18 protein-coding genes and 1 pseudogene are annotated in these 20,449 nt (G+C 72.0%); 8 read left to right on the top strand and 11 right to left on the bottom strand.

Annotated elements, in window-relative coordinates:
- Window positions 1–96: 96 nt before the first annotated feature.
- Entirely contained in the window at window positions 97–1,176 is a 1,080-nt protein-coding gene (locus PUR26_RS23390) for an NADH:flavin oxidoreductase/NADH oxidase (RefSeq protein ID WP_329874599.1), read from the bottom strand.
- A gap of 139 nt (window positions 1,177–1,315) precedes the next feature.
- Between PUR26_RS23390 and PUR26_RS23385 the strand changes: the two genes are divergently transcribed.
- On the top strand, window positions 1,316–1,666 hold the full coding sequence (locus tag PUR26_RS23385) for an ArsR/SmtB family transcription factor (protein WP_329874597.1): 351 nt from the start codon (window positions 1,316–1,318) through the stop codon (window positions 1,664–1,666).
- A gap of 69 nt (window positions 1,667–1,735) precedes the next feature.
- Here the strand turns inward: PUR26_RS23385 and PUR26_RS23380 are convergent, their stop codons facing one another.
- Both PUR26_RS23380 and PUR26_RS23375 read right to left on the bottom strand, forming a co-directional pair.
- Window positions 1,736–3,106: an FAD-dependent oxidoreductase gene (locus tag PUR26_RS23380; protein WP_329874595.1), complete on the bottom strand. Its 1,371-nt coding sequence runs from the start codon at window positions 3,104–3,106 to the stop codon at window positions 1,736–1,738.
- Window positions 3,107–3,369: 263 nt separating this feature from the next.
- The gene (locus PUR26_RS23375; RefSeq protein ID WP_329874592.1) at window positions 3,370–4,029 is read right to left on the bottom strand and encodes a DUF305 domain-containing protein; all 660 of its coding nucleotides are present in this window, start codon (window positions 4,027–4,029) and stop codon (window positions 3,370–3,372) included.
- A gap of 187 nt (window positions 4,030–4,216) precedes the next feature.
- Here PUR26_RS23375 and PUR26_RS23370 point away from each other — a divergent pair, with 187 nt between their 5' ends.
- The gene (locus PUR26_RS23370) at window positions 4,217–5,722 is read left to right on the top strand and encodes an LVIVD repeat-containing protein (protein ID WP_329874590.1); all 1,506 of its coding nucleotides are present in this window, start codon (window positions 4,217–4,219) and stop codon (window positions 5,720–5,722) included.
- 124 nt (window positions 5,723–5,846) lie between these two features.
- Here PUR26_RS23370 and PUR26_RS23365 read toward each other — a convergent pair whose 3' ends face one another.
- From PUR26_RS23365 to PUR26_RS23345, 5 genes and pseudogenes are all read right to left on the bottom strand, one after another.
- Window positions 5,847–6,536 carry a TetR/AcrR family transcriptional regulator gene (locus tag PUR26_RS23365; protein ID WP_329874588.1) on the bottom strand — a complete coding sequence of 230 codons (690 nt, stop codon included), beginning with the start codon at window positions 6,534–6,536 and terminating at the stop codon, window positions 5,847–5,849.
- 156 nt (window positions 6,537–6,692) lie between these two features.
- Window positions 6,693–7,194, bottom strand: a pseudogene (locus PUR26_RS23360) (hydrolase).
- Between the two features lie 25 nt (window positions 7,195–7,219).
- Window positions 7,220–7,900: a phosphatase PAP2 family protein gene (locus PUR26_RS23355; RefSeq protein ID WP_329874586.1), complete on the bottom strand. Its 681-nt coding sequence runs from the start codon at window positions 7,898–7,900 to the stop codon at window positions 7,220–7,222.
- 204 nt (window positions 7,901–8,104) lie between these two features.
- Window positions 8,105–9,040 (bottom strand): M56 family metallopeptidase, encoded by a 936-nt coding sequence (locus PUR26_RS23350; protein WP_329874584.1) that lies wholly within the window; start codon window positions 9,038–9,040, stop codon window positions 8,105–8,107.
- 108 nt (window positions 9,041–9,148) lie between these two features.
- Complete coding sequence (locus PUR26_RS23345) at window positions 9,149–9,790, bottom strand: DUF5134 domain-containing protein (protein WP_329874582.1); 642 nt, start codon at window positions 9,788–9,790, stop codon at window positions 9,149–9,151.
- Between the two features lie 234 nt (window positions 9,791–10,024).
- Here PUR26_RS23345 and PUR26_RS23340 point away from each other — a divergent pair, with 234 nt between their 5' ends.
- Window positions 10,025–10,594 (top strand): GNAT family N-acetyltransferase, encoded by a 570-nt coding sequence (locus tag PUR26_RS23340; RefSeq protein WP_329874581.1) that lies wholly within the window; start codon window positions 10,025–10,027, stop codon window positions 10,592–10,594.
- 115 nt (window positions 10,595–10,709) lie between these two features.
- Here the strand turns inward: PUR26_RS23340 and PUR26_RS23335 are convergent, their stop codons facing one another.
- Together PUR26_RS23335 and PUR26_RS23330 are read right to left on the bottom strand one after the other, a co-directional pair.
- The gene (locus PUR26_RS23335; protein WP_329874579.1) at window positions 10,710–13,307 is read right to left on the bottom strand and encodes an ATP-dependent Clp protease ATP-binding subunit; all 2,598 of its coding nucleotides are present in this window, start codon (window positions 13,305–13,307) and stop codon (window positions 10,710–10,712) included.
- A 189-nt stretch (window positions 13,308–13,496) separates the two neighbouring features.
- The gene (locus PUR26_RS23330; protein ID WP_329874577.1) at window positions 13,497–14,180 is read right to left on the bottom strand and encodes a glycerophosphodiester phosphodiesterase; all 684 of its coding nucleotides are present in this window, start codon (window positions 14,178–14,180) and stop codon (window positions 13,497–13,499) included.
- 666 nt (window positions 14,181–14,846) lie between these two features.
- On the opposite strand from PUR26_RS23330, the gene PUR26_RS23325 reads away from it, so the two are divergent.
- The 5 genes from PUR26_RS23325 (at window position 14,847) to PUR26_RS23305 (ending at window position 19,453) form a co-directional block, all read left to right on the top strand.
- The gene (locus tag PUR26_RS23325; RefSeq protein WP_329874575.1) at window positions 14,847–16,244 is read left to right on the top strand and encodes a DUF6421 family protein; all 1,398 of its coding nucleotides are present in this window, start codon (window positions 14,847–14,849) and stop codon (window positions 16,242–16,244) included.
- Window positions 16,245–16,270: 26 nt separating this feature from the next.
- Window positions 16,271–17,032: an SDR family NAD(P)-dependent oxidoreductase gene (locus PUR26_RS23320; RefSeq protein WP_329874954.1), complete on the top strand. Its 762-nt coding sequence runs from the start codon at window positions 16,271–16,273 to the stop codon at window positions 17,030–17,032.
- Window positions 17,011–18,102: a threonine aldolase family protein gene (locus tag PUR26_RS23315; RefSeq protein ID WP_329874574.1), complete on the top strand. Its 1,092-nt coding sequence runs from the start codon at window positions 17,011–17,013 to the stop codon at window positions 18,100–18,102. Before PUR26_RS23320 ends, PUR26_RS23315 begins: the two co-directional genes overlap by 22 nt.
- Before the next feature lie 69 nt (window positions 18,103–18,171).
- On the top strand, window positions 18,172–18,750 hold the full coding sequence (locus tag PUR26_RS23310; protein WP_329874571.1) for a transglutaminase-like domain-containing protein: 579 nt from the start codon (window positions 18,172–18,174) through the stop codon (window positions 18,748–18,750).
- 10 nt (window positions 18,751–18,760) lie between these two features.
- Window positions 18,761–19,453 carry a B3/B4 domain-containing protein gene (locus PUR26_RS23305; RefSeq protein WP_329874569.1) on the top strand — a complete coding sequence of 231 codons (693 nt, stop codon included), beginning with the start codon at window positions 18,761–18,763 and terminating at the stop codon, window positions 19,451–19,453.
- Window positions 19,454–19,674: 221 nt separating this feature from the next.
- On the opposite strand, the gene PUR26_RS23300 is transcribed toward PUR26_RS23305, so the two are convergent.
- The gene (locus tag PUR26_RS23300) at window positions 19,675–20,388 is read right to left on the bottom strand and encodes a lysophospholipid acyltransferase family protein (RefSeq protein WP_329874567.1); all 714 of its coding nucleotides are present in this window, start codon (window positions 20,386–20,388) and stop codon (window positions 19,675–19,677) included.
- Window positions 20,389–20,449: the final 61 nt, after the last annotated feature.

Here is a 20,449-nt window from a genome sequence, read left to right as displayed (position 1 = left end):
GCCGGACCCCGGCCCGGCCGGGGTCCGGCGCGGCCGCTCGCGCCGGTGCGCCCCGGCACCGTCGGGAGCGGGTCCGCTCCCGACGGCCGCCCCGGCTCAGACCGAGCGGTGGTAGGGGTCGGGCACGTGGACCTCGCCGCCGAGCTCGCGGGCCGCCTGCCGGGCCCAGGACGGGCTGCGCAGCAGCTCGCGCCCCAGCAGCACGGCGTCGGCCTCACCGTTCGCGACGATCTTCTCGGCCTGTCCGGCCTCCGTGATCAGTCCCACCGCCGCGACCGGCAGTCCCGTCTCCGCGCGTACCCGCGCGGCGAAGGGCACCTGGTATCCGGGGGCCACCGGGATCGCGGCCCGCGGGGCGTTGCCGCCGCTCGACACATCGAGCAGGTCGACACCGTGCTCCCGCAGCAGGGCGGCGAACCGCACCGTGTCGTCGGCGGTCCAGCCCGCCTCGTCCAGCCAGTCGGTGGCCGAGATCCGGAAGAACAGAGGCAGCTCCTCGGGCCATGCCCCGCGCACCGCGTCGACGACCTCCAGGGCGAAGCGCGTGCGGTTCTCGAAGGTGCCGCCGTACTCGTCGGTGCGGTGGTTGCTGTGCGGGGACAGGAACTCGCCGATCAGGTAGCCGTGGGCGCCATGGATCTCGACGACCTGGAAACCCGCGTCCAGCGCGCGGCGCGCGGCGGCCGCGAACTGCTCCGTGATCACGTGGATCTGCTCCCGCGTCAGCTCGTCGGGCACCGGGGCGTCGTCGTCGAACGGCAGCGGGCTCGGTGCGACGGGCTGCCATCCGTGCTCGTCGGCGCCGACCGGTGCTCCCCCCTTCCAGGGACGTTCGGTGGACGCCTTGCGGCCCGCGTGCCCGATCTGGAGGCCGGCCACGGTGCCCTGGTCCTTCAGGAAGCCGGTGATGCGGCGGAACGCCTCGACCTGGTGATCGTTCCAGATGCCGAGGTCGTAGGGGCTGATGCGCCCCTCGGGGGAGACCGCGGTCGCCTCCACCAGGATCAGGCCCGTGCCGCCGGCCGCGCGGGCCGCGTAGTGGGCGAAGTGCCAGTCGTGGGGGGCGCCCGCCTCCGGTCCGCAGGGCTCCGCGCTGTACTGGCACATCGGGGCCATCCATACGCGATTGGGGATGGTCAGCGACCGCAGGGTGCGGGGCTCGAACAGTGCGCTCACGGCGGACTCCTTCGGGAGTGGGGGCCGGCAGGGCCGGTGATACGCCTCGTACGATAGACGTCGTAGTACGGCACCTGTCAAACTACGAGGAGTCTCGTACCACTCGTACAATGGGAGCTCCCGACGAAGTGGAGCCGCCGTGACCACCGCGCCCAGCTCGCGCGATCTCGCCCACCCCGCGCGCGACGAGATCCGCCTGGAAGAGGTGCTCCACGCGCTCGCCGACCCGATCCGGCTGAGGGTCGTACGCGAACTTCTCGCCGCTCCGGGCGAGTTGACCTGCTCGGCGATCGAGCTGCCGGTGACCAAGTCCACCGTGACGCACCACTACCGGGTGCTGCGCGAGTGCGGTGTCATCCGGCAGACGTACCGGGGCACGGCCAAGATGAGCCGCGTGCGGTCCGAGGACCTCGACGATCTCTTCCCCGGCCTCCTGGACTGTGTGCTGGCCGCCGCGTCGCGGCAGGCCGTCCGCCTGGGCGGGGGCTGAGCCCGGTCCGCACGGGCCCGGGCTTCCGGAGCTCCGGGCCTGTGCGCCTGTACCCCCCAGGGGCACGGCCTAGCGTCTCTGCGCGGCGGCGAGGAGTCCCTGCCAGTCGGCGATCTTCACGGAACCGCGGCCCAGGGAGTGCCCGAGCGCCGCCTCCGCCTGCTCGATCGCCAGCCAGCCCTTCCATTCCACCGGCTCGTGCCCCCACGCGCGCAGCGTGGCCAGCGGGTCGGCGGCCACCACCCGCCGGGCCAGTGCGGGCGCGTCCGCCAGCAGCGATCCCGCCGTCTCCTTGGCGCACGGGCGGTTGGTGCCGATCACGCCTGTCGGGCCGCGCTTGATCCAGCCCGCCACGTACTCGCCGGCCGACGGTGCCCCGTCGCGCAGCACGCGTCCCGCCGCGTGCGGCACCGTGCCCTGTGCGGGGTCGAACGGCAGCCCGGCCATCGGTACACCCCGGTAGCCGACCGCCCGCAGCACCAGCTGCGCCTCGATGTCCTCGTACGTCCCGGTGCCGCGGACCCCGCCCGTACCGTCCGGGACGGTGCGCTCGAAACGCACCCCGGCCACCCGGCCGTGCTCGGCGAGCACCTCCACCGGTCGCAGGAAGAACCGCACCCGGATGGTCCGCCCGTCCGGCTCCCGCCCGTCGGGCTCCCGCCCGGCGCCGGCTCCCGCCGCGGCCCAGCCGCGCACCACCTCCACATTCCGGCGGTTCACCGCGGGCAGCTCCTCCGGGGCGGCGAATGCGGGGTCGAGTGCCAGGTCGGCGGGGTCCACCAGGACCCGCGCACAGGGCAGGGAGCCGAGCTCGCGCAGCTCCTTGGTGGTGAACTTGGCCTGGGACGGGCCGCGCCGCCCCACCATGTGCACCTCCCGCACACGGCTCGCCGCCAGGGCGCCCAGCGCCGCCTGCGGCACGTCCGTGGGATACAGCTCGCGCGGTCCGCGCGCCAGGATCCGCGCGACGTCGACCGCCACGTTGCCCACGCCGATCACCACCGCCGAGCGGGCGCCGAGCACGAAGCCGTCCTCGGCGGCGTCCGGGTGGGCGCTGTACCAGGAGACGAAGTCGGTGGCCGAGAAACTGCCCGGCAGGTCCTCACCCGGTACGCAGAGCCTGCGGTCGCGCGCCGCGCCGACGCAGTACACCACCGCGTGGTAGAGCTCCAGCAACCGCTCGGGAGTGAGGCCGTGCGGCCCGACCTCGACGTTGCCGACGAAGCCGATCCGCTCGTGCTCCAGCACCGTCCGCAGGTTGCTCTGCAGGGACTTGATCTTCTCGTGGTCGGGCGCCACCCCGTAGCGCACCAGACCGTACGGGCACGGCAGCCTGTCCAGTACGTGCACCTGGATCCCGGGCACCGCGGACTGTTCGACGAGTGACTGGGCGGTGTAGACCCCACTGGGTCCGGAACCGACGACGGCGACGCGAAGCACGAGTGCGCTCCTTCCCGCGGGGACTCCCAGCATCGCACCGGAGTGCCCGATGGGGGAGGTGTGCCGCCGGGGTGTCGTGGCCGGTGTCCCGTACGGGCCAGGGTGAAGCCGTTCGGCCGCGTGCCCAGCTCCCGCCGTACGCTCGCCGGCCTCCGAGCGGCCGTCCCGGAGGCGTGGCCCGTGGGCGCGACCCGCCCGCCCGGGAAGCGGCGCGTCTCCCGGCGCCCCGCGTCTCCCGGCGGCCCGGGCACCCGGCGGGGGCGTCACATCGAGCGCATGCGGTTGATCTCGGCGGTCTGCTGCGCGATGACGTCGTTCGCCATCTCCTCCACCTGGAGGTTGTTCCCCTGGGCGAGCGCGTCGGTGGCCATGGTGACGGCGCCCTGGTGATGGGTGATCATCAGCTTGAGGAAGAGCTCGTCGAAGGCCGTGCCCCGGGAGTCCCGCAACTGCTTCAGCTGTGCCGCGGTGGCCATACCGGGCATCGAACCGTGGTCGTGCCCGCTGTGGGTCCTCGCCCCACCGTGGGTTTCCAGCCATCCCTCCATCGCCCCGATCTCCGGCTGCTGGGCGGCCGATATCCGAGCGGCGACCTTCTTCACCTGCGACGACGACGCCCGCTCGGGGGCCAGAGCGGTCATCTCCAGGGCCTGCCCGTGATGGACGATCATCATCTGCGTATATGTGAAGTCCGCCGAGTTGGGAGTGTCGGAGGGGACGGCCCTGACGGCCTCCTCGGGAGTCAGCTTCCTCGCCGGTTCGCCGGGCTTGCCGGGGGCCACCACCACCGGACCTCCGCTCGCCCTGGTCTGCGGCTTGTCCTCGGACGGCGACTCACAGGCGTTCAGGGCGAGTACGGCGAGGACGGCCGCCGCCGTGACGGCGGACCTGCGGACGCTCGCGGCCCTGATGCGGTGCAACACGGAGACCTCCAGTGGCACTTGGGTGGATGGGACCGTCCTAGCACGCTTCCGTGTGCCGGTGATCGAACTCTTTCATTACGTCTCTGTTGCCATCTGTTGAGATGTGCATGCAAAGGAAGATACTGCCGGGGTCCGTGACGTGTTCACGTACGCCCGTTCGCGATGAACGGATACAAGGGAGGACGCTTTGAGCTCGTTGCGCACCACACGCGTGCGGCGCAGACGTCTGGGCGTGGCCACCGCCGCCGCCGGACTTCTCGCCACCCTGCTGACGGCCGGACCCGCGGCCGCCACACCCGACCCCGGAGACGCGCCGGCCACCCCGGGCACCGTCTCCTCGCAGCAGGAGGCCCAGGCCCGGGCAGCCATTCAGGGCGGCGAGATACCCGGAGTGGACGAGGTCGTCCACAGCGACAACATCACCCATGTCGCCAACGTCCCGCGTGAGGCCTTCGCCGGCATCAACACGGACCTGGCGTTCCAGGGCACGTACGCCTTCGCCGGGAACTACGACGGCTTCCGCATCTTCGACATCAGCGACCCGAAGTCGCCGAAGACGGTCGCCCAGGTCCTGTGCCCCGGCTCCCAGAACGACATCTCCGTGTCGGGGAACCTGCTCTTCCTCTCGACCGACTCCTCGCGCAGCGACAACTCCTGCACCAGCACCACGCAGCCCGCGACCGAGAAGTCCTCCTGGGAGGGCATGAAGATCTTCGACATCAGCGACAAGAGCAACCCGAAGTACGTCGCCGCTGTCGAGACGGCCTGCGGCTCGCACACGCACACCCTGGTGCCGGAGCGCAGGAACATCTACATCTACGTCTCCTCGTACGCCCCGAGCGCTACCTTCCCGGACTGCCAGCCGCCGCATGACGGCATCTCGGTCATCAAGGTGCCGCGCAAGGCCCCCGAGAAGTCCGCGATCGTGAACTTCCCGGTGCTCTTCCCCGGTGAGGGGCCCGACGGCGGTGGCAACCCCGGTTCGCCCACCAACCCCGGCGTCTCCAAGACCACCGGCTGCCACGACATCACCGTCCTCCCGTCCAAGGACCTGGCGGCCGGTGCCTGCATGGGTGACGGCCTCCTGTTCTCCCTCAAGGACCCGGAGAACCCGAAGGTCATCGACCGGGTGCAGGACAACACCAACTTCGCCTTCTGGCACTCCGCGACCTTCAACCAGAAGGCCGACAAGGTCGTCTTCACCGACGAGCTGGGCGGCGGCGTCGGCGCCACCTGCAACGAGCGGACCGGTCCCACCCGCGGAGCCGACGGCATCTACGACATCGTCGGCAAGGGCGACAAGCGCAAGCTCGTCTTCCGCAACTACTTCAAGATCGACCGCTATCAGGCCGACACCGAGAACTGCGTCGCCCACAACGGCTCGCTGATCCCGGTCAAGGGCAAGGACATCATGGTCCAGGCCTGGTACCAGGGCGGCGTCTCCGTCTGGGACTTCACCGACTCCGCCGCGCCGGAGGAGATCGCCTACTTCGAGCGCGGTCCGCTCACCACGGATGTGCTCAAGACCGGTGGCGCCTGGTCGGCGTACTACTACAACGGCTACATCTACTCGAACGACGAGATCAAGGGGCTCGACGTGCTGAGGCTCGACGACCGTCGCACGGACCCGGCGAAGCGGGTGCGGACGCACGAGCTGAACGTGCAGACGCAGCCGGACTACTTCGACCGCTAGGGTCCCCGTCCGGACCGGATCGGTGCGTGGATCGGCCCGGCCCGGCCCGGCCCGGCCCGGCCCGGCCCGGTCCGGCTCGGTCCGGTCCCGCCTGGTCCGGCCCGCCCGATCCGAACGAGAAACCCTAGACCGGCGGCTCCATACGGGCCGGCGGCTCCCGCCGCGGCTGCGGTGCCGCCGGCTGGTCCGCAGCGCGGTCACGCGTTCCGCCGGGCGGTCTGACGCCCGGCGGAACGCCGAGCTCCCAGTCCAGCCCGTACCGCTGGAAGAGCTCGGCGCGCAGCCGCGCCCGGGGCATCGGCGCCCCCGGCAGGAGCATGGCGAAGACCGCGCCCATGAGCAGCGCCCGCAGCAGGGGATAGTCGGTGTCCACGTCCCGGGCCCCGTACCGGGTGACCGTGTCCCGCAGCAGGAAGGCCAGTCGCTGCTGCTCGGGGCACTGCACGAATCCCTGGGCCTGCAGGATGCCCGCCATATGCGTGCGCATGAGGACCGGCTGCTGCTCGGCCAGGCCCATGATCGCGTCGATCGCCCGGGCCAGCCGCTCGCGCCCGTCCTCGCTCGACGGCTCGCGCTCCAGGGCCGCCTCCAGCGTCCGGTGCATCAGCCGGTGCACCGCCGACTGCAGGAGCTGACGCTTGCCGGGGAAGTAGTACGACACCAGGCCGCGTGCCGAACCCGCCCGGTCCGCGATGTCCGCGAGGGTCGTCGCCTCGTACCCCCGTTCGGCGACCAGCTCCACCGTCGCCTGGAGGAGCCGCTCACGGGAACGCCGCCGCAGCTCTTCATTGACCGATGCGCTGCGCGGGGACATGCTTAACTCCTGCGTTGACTGGCTCACAGCCAATATACTCAGCGCGTCCCTGCTGCGACGCCCTTCGTGCGGCTGGTCAGTGGGGTGTGTCATCAGGACCGGGCGACGCGGGGGATCGCCCGGTCCGGGTGGCCGTCCGGCCGTCCTGTCCTGCCGTCATATGCCGAGCACGTCCGGCAGGGGGCGCAGGCCCGGCGGCCGATCACGGGTCGGAAGGTGGTCCACGAAACACATCTCGCCCCCACCTGCGCCGCGCCGCCGTCGGCCTGCCGGTCGTCGCCCACCTTCAGTATGTCGCCCGTTCGTGTCCGAGCGCCTCGCGGGCCGACGGGAAGAGCCGCCCGTCCGATTTCTGGACACCGTGTCGGTACGACAGGACGTGGGTGTCCACGAAGCGGTCCCGGCCCGTGTCGCCGCCCGGTGCGGCGTCGCACTCCTGTCGCGGGTGGCCGGCCCAGGGGCCGGCCAGGTGGTCAGGAATCCGCTCGGGCGACGCTCCGCCGGGCAGCGCCCCGGCCGTGCCGAGGTCACGGGCCCACCGGGGGAGGGCCTCGGGCGCCACCACGGCCCCCCGCGCGGCCGCGACCGCGCGCAGCCAGACGTCCGCCGGCTCGACGCGGAAGAGGGTTCCCGAGAAGTCGAAGAGCACGCCCTTGATCGTGACGGGGGCGTTCCCTTCCCGCTCAGTTTCTCCCGGCCAGGACCGCGCGCATGGCCGCACGGTCGTACGTCACGACAGCCAGGGCGACCACGCACACACCGAGCAGCCAGCCGCCCACCACATCCGAGAACCAGTGGACGCCCAGGTACATCCTGGTCAGTCCCACACCCAGCACCGAGACCGCGGCGAGCGTCACGGCGGTCAGCCAGAGGCGGGAGCCCGCCTCGGAGCGGGCCAGCACCCACAGCAGCAACCCGCAGGTGACCGTCGCCGTCATGGCGTGGCCGGAGGGGAAGGCCGCGAAATGGGCGGTGTCGACCGGGTCCGGCCACTGGGGCCGCTCCCTGCCCACGGCCGCTTTCAGCAGCTGCTGGAGCGCCGAGGAGAGCACGGTGACCGCGCCGAGCCACACGGCGAGCAGCCGCTCCGCGTGCCGCCAGAGCCACACCACGGTCACGGCGACCAGGGCGCGCATCGTCCACGGGTCCCACACCCAGTCGCTCAGCACCCGGTTGGTCTGGGTGAGGCCCGGGTCGCGCACGGCCGAGTCGTGCAGGTCGTCGGCGACCGCGCGGTCCATCGCGATCAACGGTGCCCAGTTGATCATGACGAGCACGAGGAGGAGCACGGCGAGGGCGCCGGAGCAGGCCGCGGCCACGGCGGCGGACGGGGCACGGGACGGCGGAAGCGCTGTGGAGGGCATGGAACGATGCTTTCCGAATATCCGCGCCGCACGCCAGCATCGTGCGGGAGCGTGCCGCCCCGGATCCGTCCGCCTCTTCCGGCGCTGCCTTCCGGGCGGGACGTCGCCCGAGCCCGAGCGCGGATGAGGAGCCGGCAGGGGCGTGCCCACGCTCCCATCGGTGGGCCGACGCCGGGGGGCGGGCCCGGCGTCTCCGTTGCCGGTTCAGCCCAGGGCGCGCAGCGCGGGCACGAACGCCACCAGGAGCGGGACCACCGGCACGAGCGCGGCGGCCGCCGTCAGCCGCAGCCTGCGCCCCGGCGTGAGCCGGGGCGCCGCCGCGAGAAGCCGGTCCACCCGCTGCGGCAGCTGGGCGTCGGGTGTGGGGCACGGTCCGAACACGCCCCGGTGCTCGTTGAGTTCGACGAGTGCCAGTGCGATCGTCAGCCGCCCGAACCGCTTCGACGCCACATCGTCGGCGGCCAGTTCGACCAGCCGGTGCATCGCGCCGTGGAAGGCGGCGAAGACCGGGATGCGGGGGAACCCCGCGGCGAGGGCGGCCGAGCAGTGCAGCAGCCAGTCGTGCCGGGCCCGCGCGTGCCCCTGCTCATGGGCGAGCACCGCATCCAGCTGATGACCCTTCAGGCGCCGCAACGCGGCGGTGGTGACGACCAGTCGGGGTGCCGCTCCCGGCATCCACCAGGCGTCCGGGCGCTCGCCCTCCAGCAGTACCAGCGGGCCGGTGCCGGGTTCCTCACCCGGCAGCAGCGGCGCGCGGACGAGGAGTTCGGCGCGGCGCCGTCTGCGATGCGAGCGGGCCCGGCGCACCTCCAGGAAGAGCTTGGCCCCGGTCCACAGGCCGCCACAGGCCAGGAGCACCGCCAGAAGAGCGGACCAGGGCCGGTGGGTTCCCAGCGCGTACGCCTCGACCACCCCGTGCGGCGCGGACGCGAACACATGGCCCTGCACCGCCTGCCAGGCGGCTGCCGCGCTGAAGGTCATCGACAGCGCGAAGCTCAGCAGCACCGCGGCGACCACGCACTGCCACACCCACAGGGCCACCACCGGCTCGCGCTCCGGCCAGTCGGCCGGCGCCAGCAGCCGCGGGGCCACCAGGGCGACCAGGACGCCGAGCGTGAGCAGCGCGAGGGAGACCAGCATGCAGTCACCCTATGAGCGCGGCAGGACTCATCGGTATGCCCTCGCACGGCAAGTGACGCACGCCACGGGTTCGTCGACACCCGGACGGCCGGCCGCGAGCCCGGCCCGTCAGAGCGTGAGGAGCATGGCGAGCATCGCCATTCCCATCGACAGGCGGCACGCGAGAGCCAGCTCGGGACGCGTCCCCCACCCGCCGTCGGCCGGCCGGCCCGTCGTGGACGCGGGGGCGGCCGAGGCCGCCGTATCCGGCGCCATCGAGAGCACGGCCGAAGGCGGGGCGGAGGCCGGCACCGCCGGGGCGTCCGACGGCAGGCTCGCGGCGACCGGTATCAGCCGCCCGCCCGCCCGCAGCACGTACGCCGCGTAGTAGACGAGCAGCGCGCCGGTCACCAGGGGGACCCCGGCCGGACCGTGCCCCGCGTGCGCGCCACCGCTCCCGGACATGGCGACCGCCATGTACACCATGGCCAGCGACCCCATCAGATGGTGGAGATGGTGCAGATGGTGTCCACTGTCGCGCGACGACCACAGGGCGCGCGCGGCCGCCGCACCGAACACCACGGCGTACACCGCCCAGCCCCACTCCGGTGGCGTGACCGCCGCGGCCGGCAGAGCCATCGCGGCCATCCCGAAGCCCATGACCGCCTCGCCGCCGACCGCCTCGCGCTCCTCGCGGGCGCAGTTCCGCATCCGTATCAGGCAGTACGCACCGCTCATCGCGCACACCGTCACCAGCAGCCACCCGGACATCGCGGATCCGTGCACGGCGAACCTCCCCCAGACGGCCCCAGGTCGTGTGGGGTGCCCACCGCCGGGCGGGGCCGCCCCGTCCCGACGAGGACGGCGCCCCGCCACGGACGCCCCACTGGACGATGCCCCGGTCACGTCGGGTGCACGCGAGCGCAGGGGCGTACAGGGGGGCGCGGAGCGGGCGCGTTAACCTCGACGGGATCACCGGACGCCAGCCGAGGGGAGACCGCCCACATGGACACCGCAACGCCTCAGGACGCGGAGGAGCTGATCTACCGCGACGCCGTCGAGGCCGACGTGCCCGCTCTCGTCGAACTGATCGAGTCGGCGTACCGCGGCGAGTCCAGCAGGAGCGGTTGGACCACCGAGGCGGACCTCCTCAAGGGACAGCGCACCGACCCGGAAGGCGTACGCCAGGTCATCGCCGCGGAGGGCTCCCGACTGCTCACCGTTCGGCGCGGTGGCGAGACGATCGCCTGCTGCCAGCTCGAACGCCGGGGTGGGGCGGCCTACTTCGGGATGTTCGCGGTCCGCCCCGGCCTCCAGGGCGGTGGCCTGGGCCGACGGATCATCGCGGAGGCGGAGCGCCTGGTGCGGGAGGACTGGGGCGTGCGGGAGATGCACATGACCGTCATCTCCGTACGCGAGGAGCTCATCGCCTGGTACGAGCGGCGCGGATACCGCCGTACGGGACGTATGACCCCGTTTCCCTACGGTGACGAGCGTTTCGGGGTGCCCCAGCGCGACGACCTCCGGTTCGAGCTCCTGGTGAAGGAGCTCGAAGCCACCCCACCCGCGCGGTGACATCGGCCGCGGTCCCGTCCGCCCCGCCTCTCGTAGGCCGGCGGGGCGGACGGGACCGCGACCGCAGGCGCCGGCCCCGCCCTTCGGGCGGACGACGCCGTGGCGAAGACACTCCCTAGAAGCCGGTCCTGGCTCCGGCCGGGGGCTCTTCCCCCGCCCGGCCGGCCTCGGCGCCCTCGACGGGGAAGGAGAGTTCTCCGTCCTCGACGGTGACCCGGACCCGGGCGCCCTTCGGCAGGCCACCGTCCAGCAGCAGCCGCGACAGCCGGTTGTCCACCTCCCGCTGGATCGTGCGGCGCAGCGGACGAGCGCCGTACTCGGGCTGGTGGCCGCGCCGGGCGAGCCAGTCGACCGCCTCGGGGGCGAAGTCCACCGAGACACCCTGGGCGCGCATCCGGCGGCGCGTCTCCTCCAGCAGCAGATCGGTGATCCGGCGCAACTGCTCCTCCGACAGGCGCTGGAAGATGACGATCTCGTCTATGCGGTTGAGGAACTCGGGGCGGAAATGCTCGCGCAGCGGCCGCAGGGCCCGCTCCCGCACCTCCTCCGCGTCCTGCCCGGTGCCGCCGAATCCGAGCATGCCGCGGCCCGTGCCCACCGCCTCCGAGCCGAGGTTGCTGGTCATCACGACGACCGTGTTCTTGAAGTCGACCGTGCGGCCCTGCGCGTCGGTCAGCCGGCCGTCGTCCAGTACCTGGAGCAGGATGTTGAAGACGTCCGGGTGGGCCTTCTCCACCTCGTCCAGCAGCAGCAGCGAGTAGGGGTGGCGGCGCACCGCCTCGGTGAGCTGACCCGCCTCCTCGTGCCCCACGTACCCGGGCGGCGCGCCGACCAGCCGGCTCACCGTGTGCCGTTCCTGGAACTCGCTCATGTCGAGGCGCACCATGCGGTCCTCACTGCCGAACAACGCGTCCGCCAGGGCCCGTGCGAGCTCGGTCTTGCCCACGCCGGTGGGCCCCAGGAAGAGGAAGCTGCCGATCGGGCGGCGCGGATCGGCCAGCCCGGCCCGGGAACGCAGCACCGCCTCGGAGACGGCGGTGACCGCCTCGTCCTGCCCGATGACACGCTTGCGCAGGTGCTCCTCCAGGCCCAGCAGCCGCTCCTTCTCCTCCTGGGTGAGGCTGCTGACCGGGATGCCGGTGCGACGGCTGACCACTTCGGCGATGTCCTCGGCGGTGACCTCGATGATCCGGCCGTCACCGGCCGGGCTCTCGTTCCGTCCGGCGCTGATCCGCTTCTCGATCTCCTGGATCCGGTCGCGCAGCTCGGTGGCCCGTTCGTACTGCTCGGCGGCGACCGCCTGGTCCTTGTCCCGCGTCAGCTGCTCCGCCTGCCGTTCCAGGCTGCGCACGTCGGTGTTCTTGGCCCCCGCGCGCAACCGGACCCGGGCGCCCGCCTGGTCGATGAGGTCGATCGCCTTGTCGGGCAGGAAGCGCTCGGTGAGGTAGCGGTCGGACAGTTCGACGGCGGCGACCAGCGCCTCGTCGGTGTAGCGGACCTGATGGTGCGCCTCGTACCGGTCGCGCAGCCCGCGCAGGATCTCCACCGCGTCCTGCGGGGCCGGTTCGGGGACCAGGATCGGCTGGAAGCGGCGGGCCAGGGCCGCGTCCTTCTCGATGTGACGGCGGTACTCCTCCAGCGTCGTCGCCCCGATCACATGCAGTTCCCCGCGGGCCAGGGCGGGCTTGAGCATGTTGCCCGCGTCCATCGAGCCGCCCTCCGAGCCGCCGCTGCCCGCGCCGGCCCCCACGACGGTGTGCAACTCGTCGATGAAGACGACGAGCTCGTCCGAGTGCGTCCTGATGTCCTCGATGATCCCGTTCAGCCGCTCCTCGAAGTCGCCCCGGTAGCGGGTCCCGGCCACCACGCCCGACAGGTCGAGCGCGACGACCCGCCGGTTCAGCAGCGTCCCGGGCACATCGCCCTCGGCGATGCGCTGCGCGAGTCCCTCGACTATGGCCGTCTTGCCGACCCCCGCGTCACCGATCAGTACGGGGTTGTTCTTGCCGCGCCGGGAGAGCACCTCCACCGTCTGCTCGATCTCCTCCTCGCGCCCTATGACCGGATCGATACGGCCCTCCCGGGCCATGTCGGTCAGGTCGCGTCCGTACTTGTCCAGGTTGGGCGTGCCGTGCTGGGGCGCCGGGCGCTGCTCGGGCGCGGTGTCGCGCGGGCCGGGCCCGCCGCGCAGCGGGCCGGGGAAGCCGCCCGGGTCGAACCTGGCGGCGTTGAGGATGCGCCCGGCGGCCGATTCGCGGTTGGCCGCCAGAGCGGCGAGCACGTGCTCGGGCCCTATGTAGGAGGCGCCCGTGTGCCGGGCCAGGTCGTGGGCGTCGAGGAGGGCGCGCTTGACCGCGGGAGTGACGGCGATGGCGGACTGCGGGGGCCCGTCGCCGGCCGTGCGGTCGATCTCCGCGGCCAGCGCGTCGGGGTCGGCGCCCGCCCGGGCCACCAGCTCGCGGGTCGGCTCCGTGGTGAGCGCCGCCCGCAGGAGGTGTTCGGTCTCCAGGTCCGTGCTGCCGTGCTCCGCCGCGTACGAGGCGGCCTCGTCCACCATCCGCCGTGCGGATCCGCTCATGAGGCGCCCGAGGTCGATGTACCGGGGCCCGGTCTGCTGCCCCGTGCCGGACCCCGCCCCGCCGAAGAAGCGGGCCAGGAAATCGCTGAAGGGGTCGGAACCGTAGTCCTCCGGCCCCGAGTAGCCGCTGCTCATATGCGTCCGTTCCGGTGTTCCACAAAGGGCTGGAACACGCTGTACAGAGAGACCTGCTGGATCCAGGTCGCGGGTTCCCGAGCGCCATCCGGTTACACCTGTGAGGAACGGGACACGAGGGGCGCCCCGGCGGCGGCCCGCACGGGCTTCGGGCGGGGCGGACGGGCTCCGGGCCGACACGGGGCGGGCTCACGCGGTGAAGCGGCCGGTGCGCCGGATCTCCGGGTGGTCGGTGGTCACCCCGTCCAGCTCCAGGGCGCGGGCGAGCCGCAGGTGGTCCTGGGTGTTGACCACCCAGCCGATGACCCGGAGCCCGGCCGCGTGGGCCCGCTCGGTGGTCTCCAGGGTCAGCCGGCGGATGTCCAGAGCCAGGGTGGCCGCACCCACCGCCCGGGCGCGTTCGACGATGTCGTCGCCCCAGCGGCCGGCGATGAGCGCCGTACGCGCCCCCGGCACCAGCCTGGCGATCTCGGCGACCGCCTCGTCGTGGAAGGACGAGACCTCGACCCGGTCGACCAGATCGCGCCGGTGCATCAGCTCGGCCAGTGCCCGGGCGGCCGCGGTGTCCTTGATCTCGGCCTGGATCGGCGAGCGGACCGCGTCCAGGACCTCCTCCAGGACCGGGACGCGCTCGCCCTGCCCGGCGTCGAGTTCGCGCAGTTCGGCGAGGGTCTTCTCGGCGATGAGCCCACGTCCGTCCGTCGTGCGGTCCACCTCCGCGTCGTGCATGACGACGAGCGCGCCGTCCTTGCTCAGATGAAGGTCCAGCTCGATGGCGTCCATGCCCGCGCTCTCGGCGCGGCGGAAGGAACGCAGGGTGTTCTCCGGCTCGGCACCCATGACCCCGCGATGACCGATGGTGAGGAAACTCAAGATCTTCTCGCTTCCGTCGACGGCGGCTCCCGCGTGGCGGCGTGCCGACGCGGCACGGCCGCAGCCTAATGGCGTCCGTCCGTCGCGGAAGGGGTCTCGCGCGGCGGGGCGGGAGGGTTCGCCCCGCCGCCCGCGACGCCGAGCAGGAAGCCCGTTACCAGGGCGGCGACAAGGACGGCACGCATGCTCACGTGGACGGCTCCGGGGGGGGGCGGGGACGGCAGGACGTCCTCCGTCCTACCGGTGGCTCCCGGCGCGCCGCGAACGGGTTCACCCGCACGTGGGCGCGGCGGGGGCAGGCGTTCGGCCGGCCTCGGCAGCCGTGCGTGGCGTCCTGGGTCGCGCGTGGGCACCGCCGGCGCGGGCCCGCGTCGCGCGGAGAGGGCCGCGAAGCGGGACACGGCGCGCCGGCTGCGGCGCGCCGAGGCGGCCGCCCCGGGCAGGAGCCGCGAGGCGCGGGCGGGGCAGCGGGCGCACACGACTCCCGAGCCGCCCTCGCCCCACGCCGCAATCGGGAGCGGATGCCGCCGTCTACCCCGTACCCGACAGGAAAAACAGCGGTTGACATGTGGATCGGCAGGATATTTTCTTCCTGTGTCCCTTGTGGCGGAGAACCGCCCATGGATACGGTGCCTTAACGCGAGGTTCTGCTGTGGAGGAAGAGTGATGACGGAAATTCTTGTGCAGGACATAGCCGGTGGTGATGTATCCGCCGATGCCAGGGTGATCGACCACCCGGCCTGGCCCGAGCTCAAGAATGCCGTGGAGCAGATCCGCCCCTGGCAGTCCGCGGACGGTTCCATCGACTTCGAGGCCGAGGGCGCACCCTCCAGGGCAGAGGCCGCGGCCACCGTCGCCCGGGCCGTCGCCGCGGTCGAGAGGCTCTCCCCCCTCGTTCCGCACGACCTCGCCTACCACCGGGCCTGCGTGGCCGACCTGCGCAAATGGGTCGACGGCGGGTTCGCGGTGCCGGACTTCCTCGACTCCCTGCTGGCCTTCCAGCCCGCCGCCGACCGGGTGGACGGTCTCCAGCACCTCGTGCTCTTCCCGATGTACACGCAGAACGGCAACCCCGACCGCAACTTCGAGGCCGTCGTGCTGCGCATGGTCTGGCCGGAGTGGCTCGCCGAGCTGGAGGCGACCCGCTACGACAACCCGCTCTTCTGCGGCATCACCTTCGAGGACTTCACGGCCGGTTACGACACCAACTCGGCGGTCCTCTTCCCCGAGACCATCGCCGTGCGCGAGGCTCCCGAGCGTTTCAGCTGGGGCGGGATCTTCTGCGACCGGGAGGCCGCACGCTTCCGGGCCGTGACCGAGGCGGCCGTGGACACCCTGGGGCTGGAGCTGCCCGAGGACATCCAGGAGATGGTCACCGACCAGGCACGCTGCGAGCAGGCCTTCGTCCTGTGGGACATGGTCCACGACCGCACCCACAGCCATGGCGACCTGCCGTTCGACCCCTTCATGATCAAGCAGCGCCAGCCGTTCTGGATGTACGGCCTGGAGGAGCTGCGCTGCGACCTCACCGCCTTCAAGGAGGCCGTGAAGCTGGAGGCCGAGGGCAACCGGCACGGACGGGACGTGCAGTACACCATCCTGTTCGACCGCATGTTCCGCTTCCCCGTGACCGGTGACCGGGTGCGCAACTACGACGGTCTGGGCGGCCAGCTGCTCTTCGCATACCTGCACAAGCACGACGTGTTGCGCTGGACCGACAACACGCTGAAGATCGACTGGGCGCGCGCACCCGAGGTCACCAACCAGCTCTGCGCCGAGATCGAGAAGCTCTACCGCGACGGCATCGACCGGCCCAAGCTGGTCCACTGGTTCGCGGCCTACGACCTCGTCTCCACCTACCTCGCCCCGCACCCCGGCTCCCGCTGGGCCAAGGGTCCCGACGCCCTGGACCTGACGCTGCCGCCCCGCAAGCTCGTCGACGACGTGCTTCCGGACGAGTTTCCGCTCAGCATGTTCTATGAGGCTCTCTCCAAGAAGCTGAAGGGCGTGATCGCCTCCACCAAGGGGATCACCGCCGAGACTGCCGAGCGGATCGCCGCGTGAGCTCTCGTACGGAGGAGACGACGACCATGAACGCCAACGGCAACGGGAACGGTGTGCTCGACGGCGCAGTCATCGCGGTGGCCGGCGCGGCGGGTCCGGCCGGCCGTGCCGCACTGCTGAGGCTCGCGGAGGCGGGAGCGACCGTCGTCGCGGCGGACGCCGACGCCGCCAGGCTCGCCGAGGCGGTCGACGCGGCGCGCTACGCGCACGGCGGTGCCACCGTCACCGGTGACACGGTCGATCTGCTGAACCTCGACCACACGCGCGAGTGGGCGGACAAGACGGAGAAGGAGTTCGGCCGGGTCGACGGCCTGGTCCATCTCGTCGGCGGCTGGCGCGGCAGCGCGTCGTTCGCCGAGACCGACCTCGCCGACTGGGATCTGCTGGAGAAGCTGCTGATCCGCACCGTCCAGCACACCTCGCTCGCCTTCCACGACGGGCTGCTGCGCAGCGACCGCGGCCGCTACCTGCTGATCAGCGCCTCGGGCGCCACCAAGCCGACCGCCGGCAACGCCGCCTACGCCGCCGCCAAGGCGGCCGCCGAGGCGTGGACGCTCGCGCTCGGCGACGCCTTCCGCAAGGCGGGCGGCGACCAGGGGCCCAAGGCCGCCGCCGCGGTCCTGGTCATCAAGGCGCTGGTCCACGACGCCATGCGCGCCGAACGCCCGAACGCGAAGTTCGCCGGCTTCACGGACGTCAAGGAACTGGCCGATGCCATCGCGGGAGTCTGGGACCGGCCCGCCGGGGAAGTGAACGGACAGCGTCTGTGGCTGACCCCCAAGCCGTGACGTCCGGGAAGACCGACGCCCGCCCTCACCACGACCCGGCGGTCCGGGGATTCGCCAGCGACAACTACGCCGGTGCCCACCCGGAGATCCTCGCGGCGCTCGCCCTCGCCAACGGCGGCCACCAGGTCGCCTACGGCGAGGACGACTACACCGAGCACCTCCAGCGGGTCATGCGCAGCCACTTCGGCCCCATCGCCGAGGCGTTCCCCGTCTTCAACGGGACCGGCGCCAACGTCACCGCCCTCCAGGCGCTGACCGACCGCTGGGGCGCGGTGATCTGCGCCGAGACCGCCCACATCAACGTGGACGAGGGCGGCGCGCCCGAGCGGATGGGCGGACTGAAGCTGCTGACCGTCCCCACCCCGGACGGCAAGCTGACGCCCGAGCTCATCGACCGGCAGGCGTACGGATGGGACGACGAGCACCGGGCCATGCCGCAGGTCGTCTCCCTCGCCCAGAACACCGAACTGGGCACGCTCTACACCCCGGAGGAGATCCGGGCGATCGTCGAGCACGCACACGGCCTCGGTATGAAGGTCCACCTCGACGGCGCCCGGATAGCCAACGCGGCCGCCGCCCTGGACGTACCGATGCGCGCCTTCACCAACGCGGTGGGTGTCGACGTGTTGTCGTACGGCGGCACCAAGAACGGCATGCTCTTCGGCGAGGCGGTGGTCGTCCTCGATCCGGACGCGGTGAGCCACATGAAGCACCTGCGCAAGATGTCCATGCAGCTCGCCTCCAAGATGCGCTTCGTCTCGGTCCAGCTGGAGGCCCTGCTCGCCAAGGACCTGTGGCTGCGCAACGCCCGGCACTCCAACGCCATGGCCCAGCGGCTGGCGCAGGGCGTGCGGACGGTGGAGGGGGTGGAGATCCTGCACCCGGTGCAGGCGAACGCGGTCTTCGCCCGCCTGCCGCACAAGGTGAGCCTGCGCCTCCAGCAGCGCTTCCGCTTCTACTTCTGGGACGAGGCGGCCGGCGACGTGCGCTGGATGTGCTCCTTCGACACCACGGAGGACGACGTCGACGCGTTCGTCCTCGCCCTGAAGGAAGAGATGGCACACCGATAGAGTGAATAGACATGCGGCCGACCGGAAACATATTGACTCCGGTCGGCCGTCTTCCTATGGTCTTCACGCATGGAGCTCATCCAGCAAATCCCCGATGTTGCGGCCTATCTGCGGGCTGACGAAGCCATCGATCACGAGCACCCCTTGGTGCGGGAGGTCGCCGAACGGCTGGCGGCCGAGCACGGAAGTGCATACGCATACGCCCAAGCCGCGTACGAGTTCGTCCGCGACACCATCACGCATTCGGCGGACTCGGGTGATCCCCGGGTCACCTGGCGCGCCTCCGACGTCCTGGCGCACCGGACCGGCATCTGCCACGCCAAGGCGCACGCGCTGGTGGCGCTCCTGCGTGCCCGGTCCATCCCCGCGGCCCTGTGCTACCAGCGCTTCGAGGTCCTGCACGGACTGGTCGCCGTCAAGCTGCCCGGTCGCGCGGTGTGGGCCCGTCAGGACCCTCGCGGCAACAAGCCCGGGATCGACGCCCGGTTCGCGCTCGATGAGGAGCGACTGGCCTTCCCCGCAGGCGAAGAGTCCAATGGAGTGGACTGCCCGGTGCTGTATGCTGAACCGCATCCGGCTGTGCTCGACGCCCTGCGTACCGCGCCCGACCGATCGATCCTGATGAAGACGCTTCCCACGCAACTGTGAACGGCGGATCATGCCCCTGACGCTCATCGTCGACGACGAGGTGCGCGCCCTCGTCCCCGGCTTCACCCCTCTCGCCATCGAGGCCCGCGGTCTGGTCAACGGCCCCAGTGACGCGGTCAGTTCGGCGCTGCTCGACGACGCGGCCCGGCGCCTGGCCGACCGGCTCGGCGGCCGTGCGCCGCACGAGGACCCGCACATCGCCGCCTGGCGGGATGCCTACGGCGCCTTCGGCGCCAAGCCGTCCCGTACGCGTAACTCCGCCGAGGCGCTCGCCAGGCGCGCGCTCGCCGACGGCGGCCTGCCGCGGATCAATCTGCTGGTCGACGCCTACAACGCGGTCAGCGTCGCCCACCTCATCCCGGTCGGAGGCGAGGACTCGGACCGCGTCCGCGGCACGATGCGCCTGGTCCGTGCCACCGGCGAGGAGCCGTTCGTCACCGTCGCCGGCGGCGACGAGGTGGTGGAGCACCCCGACGCGGGCGAGATCGTCTGGCGCGACGACGAGGGCGTCACCTGCCGGCGCTGGAACTGGCGGCAGGGGCCGCGCACCCGGCTGACCGAGGAGTCGGTGAACGCGATCTTCCTGCTGGAGGGCCTGGCGCCCATGACACGCGGGGAGCTGGAAGTCGCCGGTGCGGAGCTCGTCGAGTCACTGGAGAAGCTGTGCCCCGGCGCGGAGATCACCGTCGGCAGCCCCGCCTGACCCTTCGGGGACAGGGGCCGCGCCCACGGTCCTGAGCGCCCGCCCGGGACGGCCGGACCGTCCCGTCCGGCTCGGGCGCCGTCCGTGCGGTCGTTCCGTCGGGCAGGCGGGGCGCGTGGGCTCGGGCGCACCCATCGGAAGCTCGGGGCCACGGGTCCCGTCCGGGAGCGCGTGCGGGCGGGCCCGTCCCGCGGGCCGCCCCGGTCATCCGTGGGCCGTGCTCAGCGGGCCTCGGCCGCGGTCGGCGCCGTGCCGCCGAGGTGGGCGGGCACCCACCAGGTGTCACCGGCGTCCTTCGGGCGGACCGGATAGGCGCGCTGGGCCGCCTCCAGAAGCTCCTGCACACGCTCGCGCAGGCGGCGCGTGATCGCACCGGCGTACTGGTCGGTCGGCGCCTCCATCGGCTCGCCGACGCGGATCGTCACCGGGATGTGGCTGCGCCTGAAGTTGCGCGGACGGCCCTTGGTCCAGATCCGCTGGGTGCCCCACAGGGCCATCGGGATCAGGGGCACGCCGGCGTCCTGCGCCAGCCGTGCCGCACCCGACTTGAAGCTCTTGAGCGTGAACGACTGCGAGATGGTCGCCTCGGGGAACACCCCGATGACCTCGCCGGAGCGCAGCGAGTCCAGAGCGTGCTGATACGCCTGCTCGCCCTGCTCGCGGTCCACCGGAATGTGCTTCATGCCGCGCATCAGTGGCCCGGAGATCTTGTGCCGGAACACCGACTCCTTGGCCATGAAGCGCACGAGCCGTCTCTGCGGCAGGGCCGCGAGACCGGAGAAGATGAAGTCCAGATAGCTGATGTGGTTGCTGACCAGCACGGCCCCACCACTGCGCGGGATGTTCTCCGAACCCTGAGTGTCGATCTTCAGGTCGAGCGCCTTGAACATCGTGAGAGCGGCGCCGATGACCGGCCGATAGACGAGTTCTGCCATCTGGAGAATGCCCTTCTTCTGTGCCGTGGGAGGGTTCTCCCGGCGGAAGTTACGCAGCCGT

The organism is Streptomyces sp. SP18CS02 (genome assembly GCF_036322365.1).
GTDB lineage: Bacteria > Actinomycetota > Actinomycetes > Streptomycetales > Streptomycetaceae > Streptomyces.
Note: the sequence above shows the minus strand (reverse complement) of the source record. Positions and strands in the feature narration are given on the sequence as shown.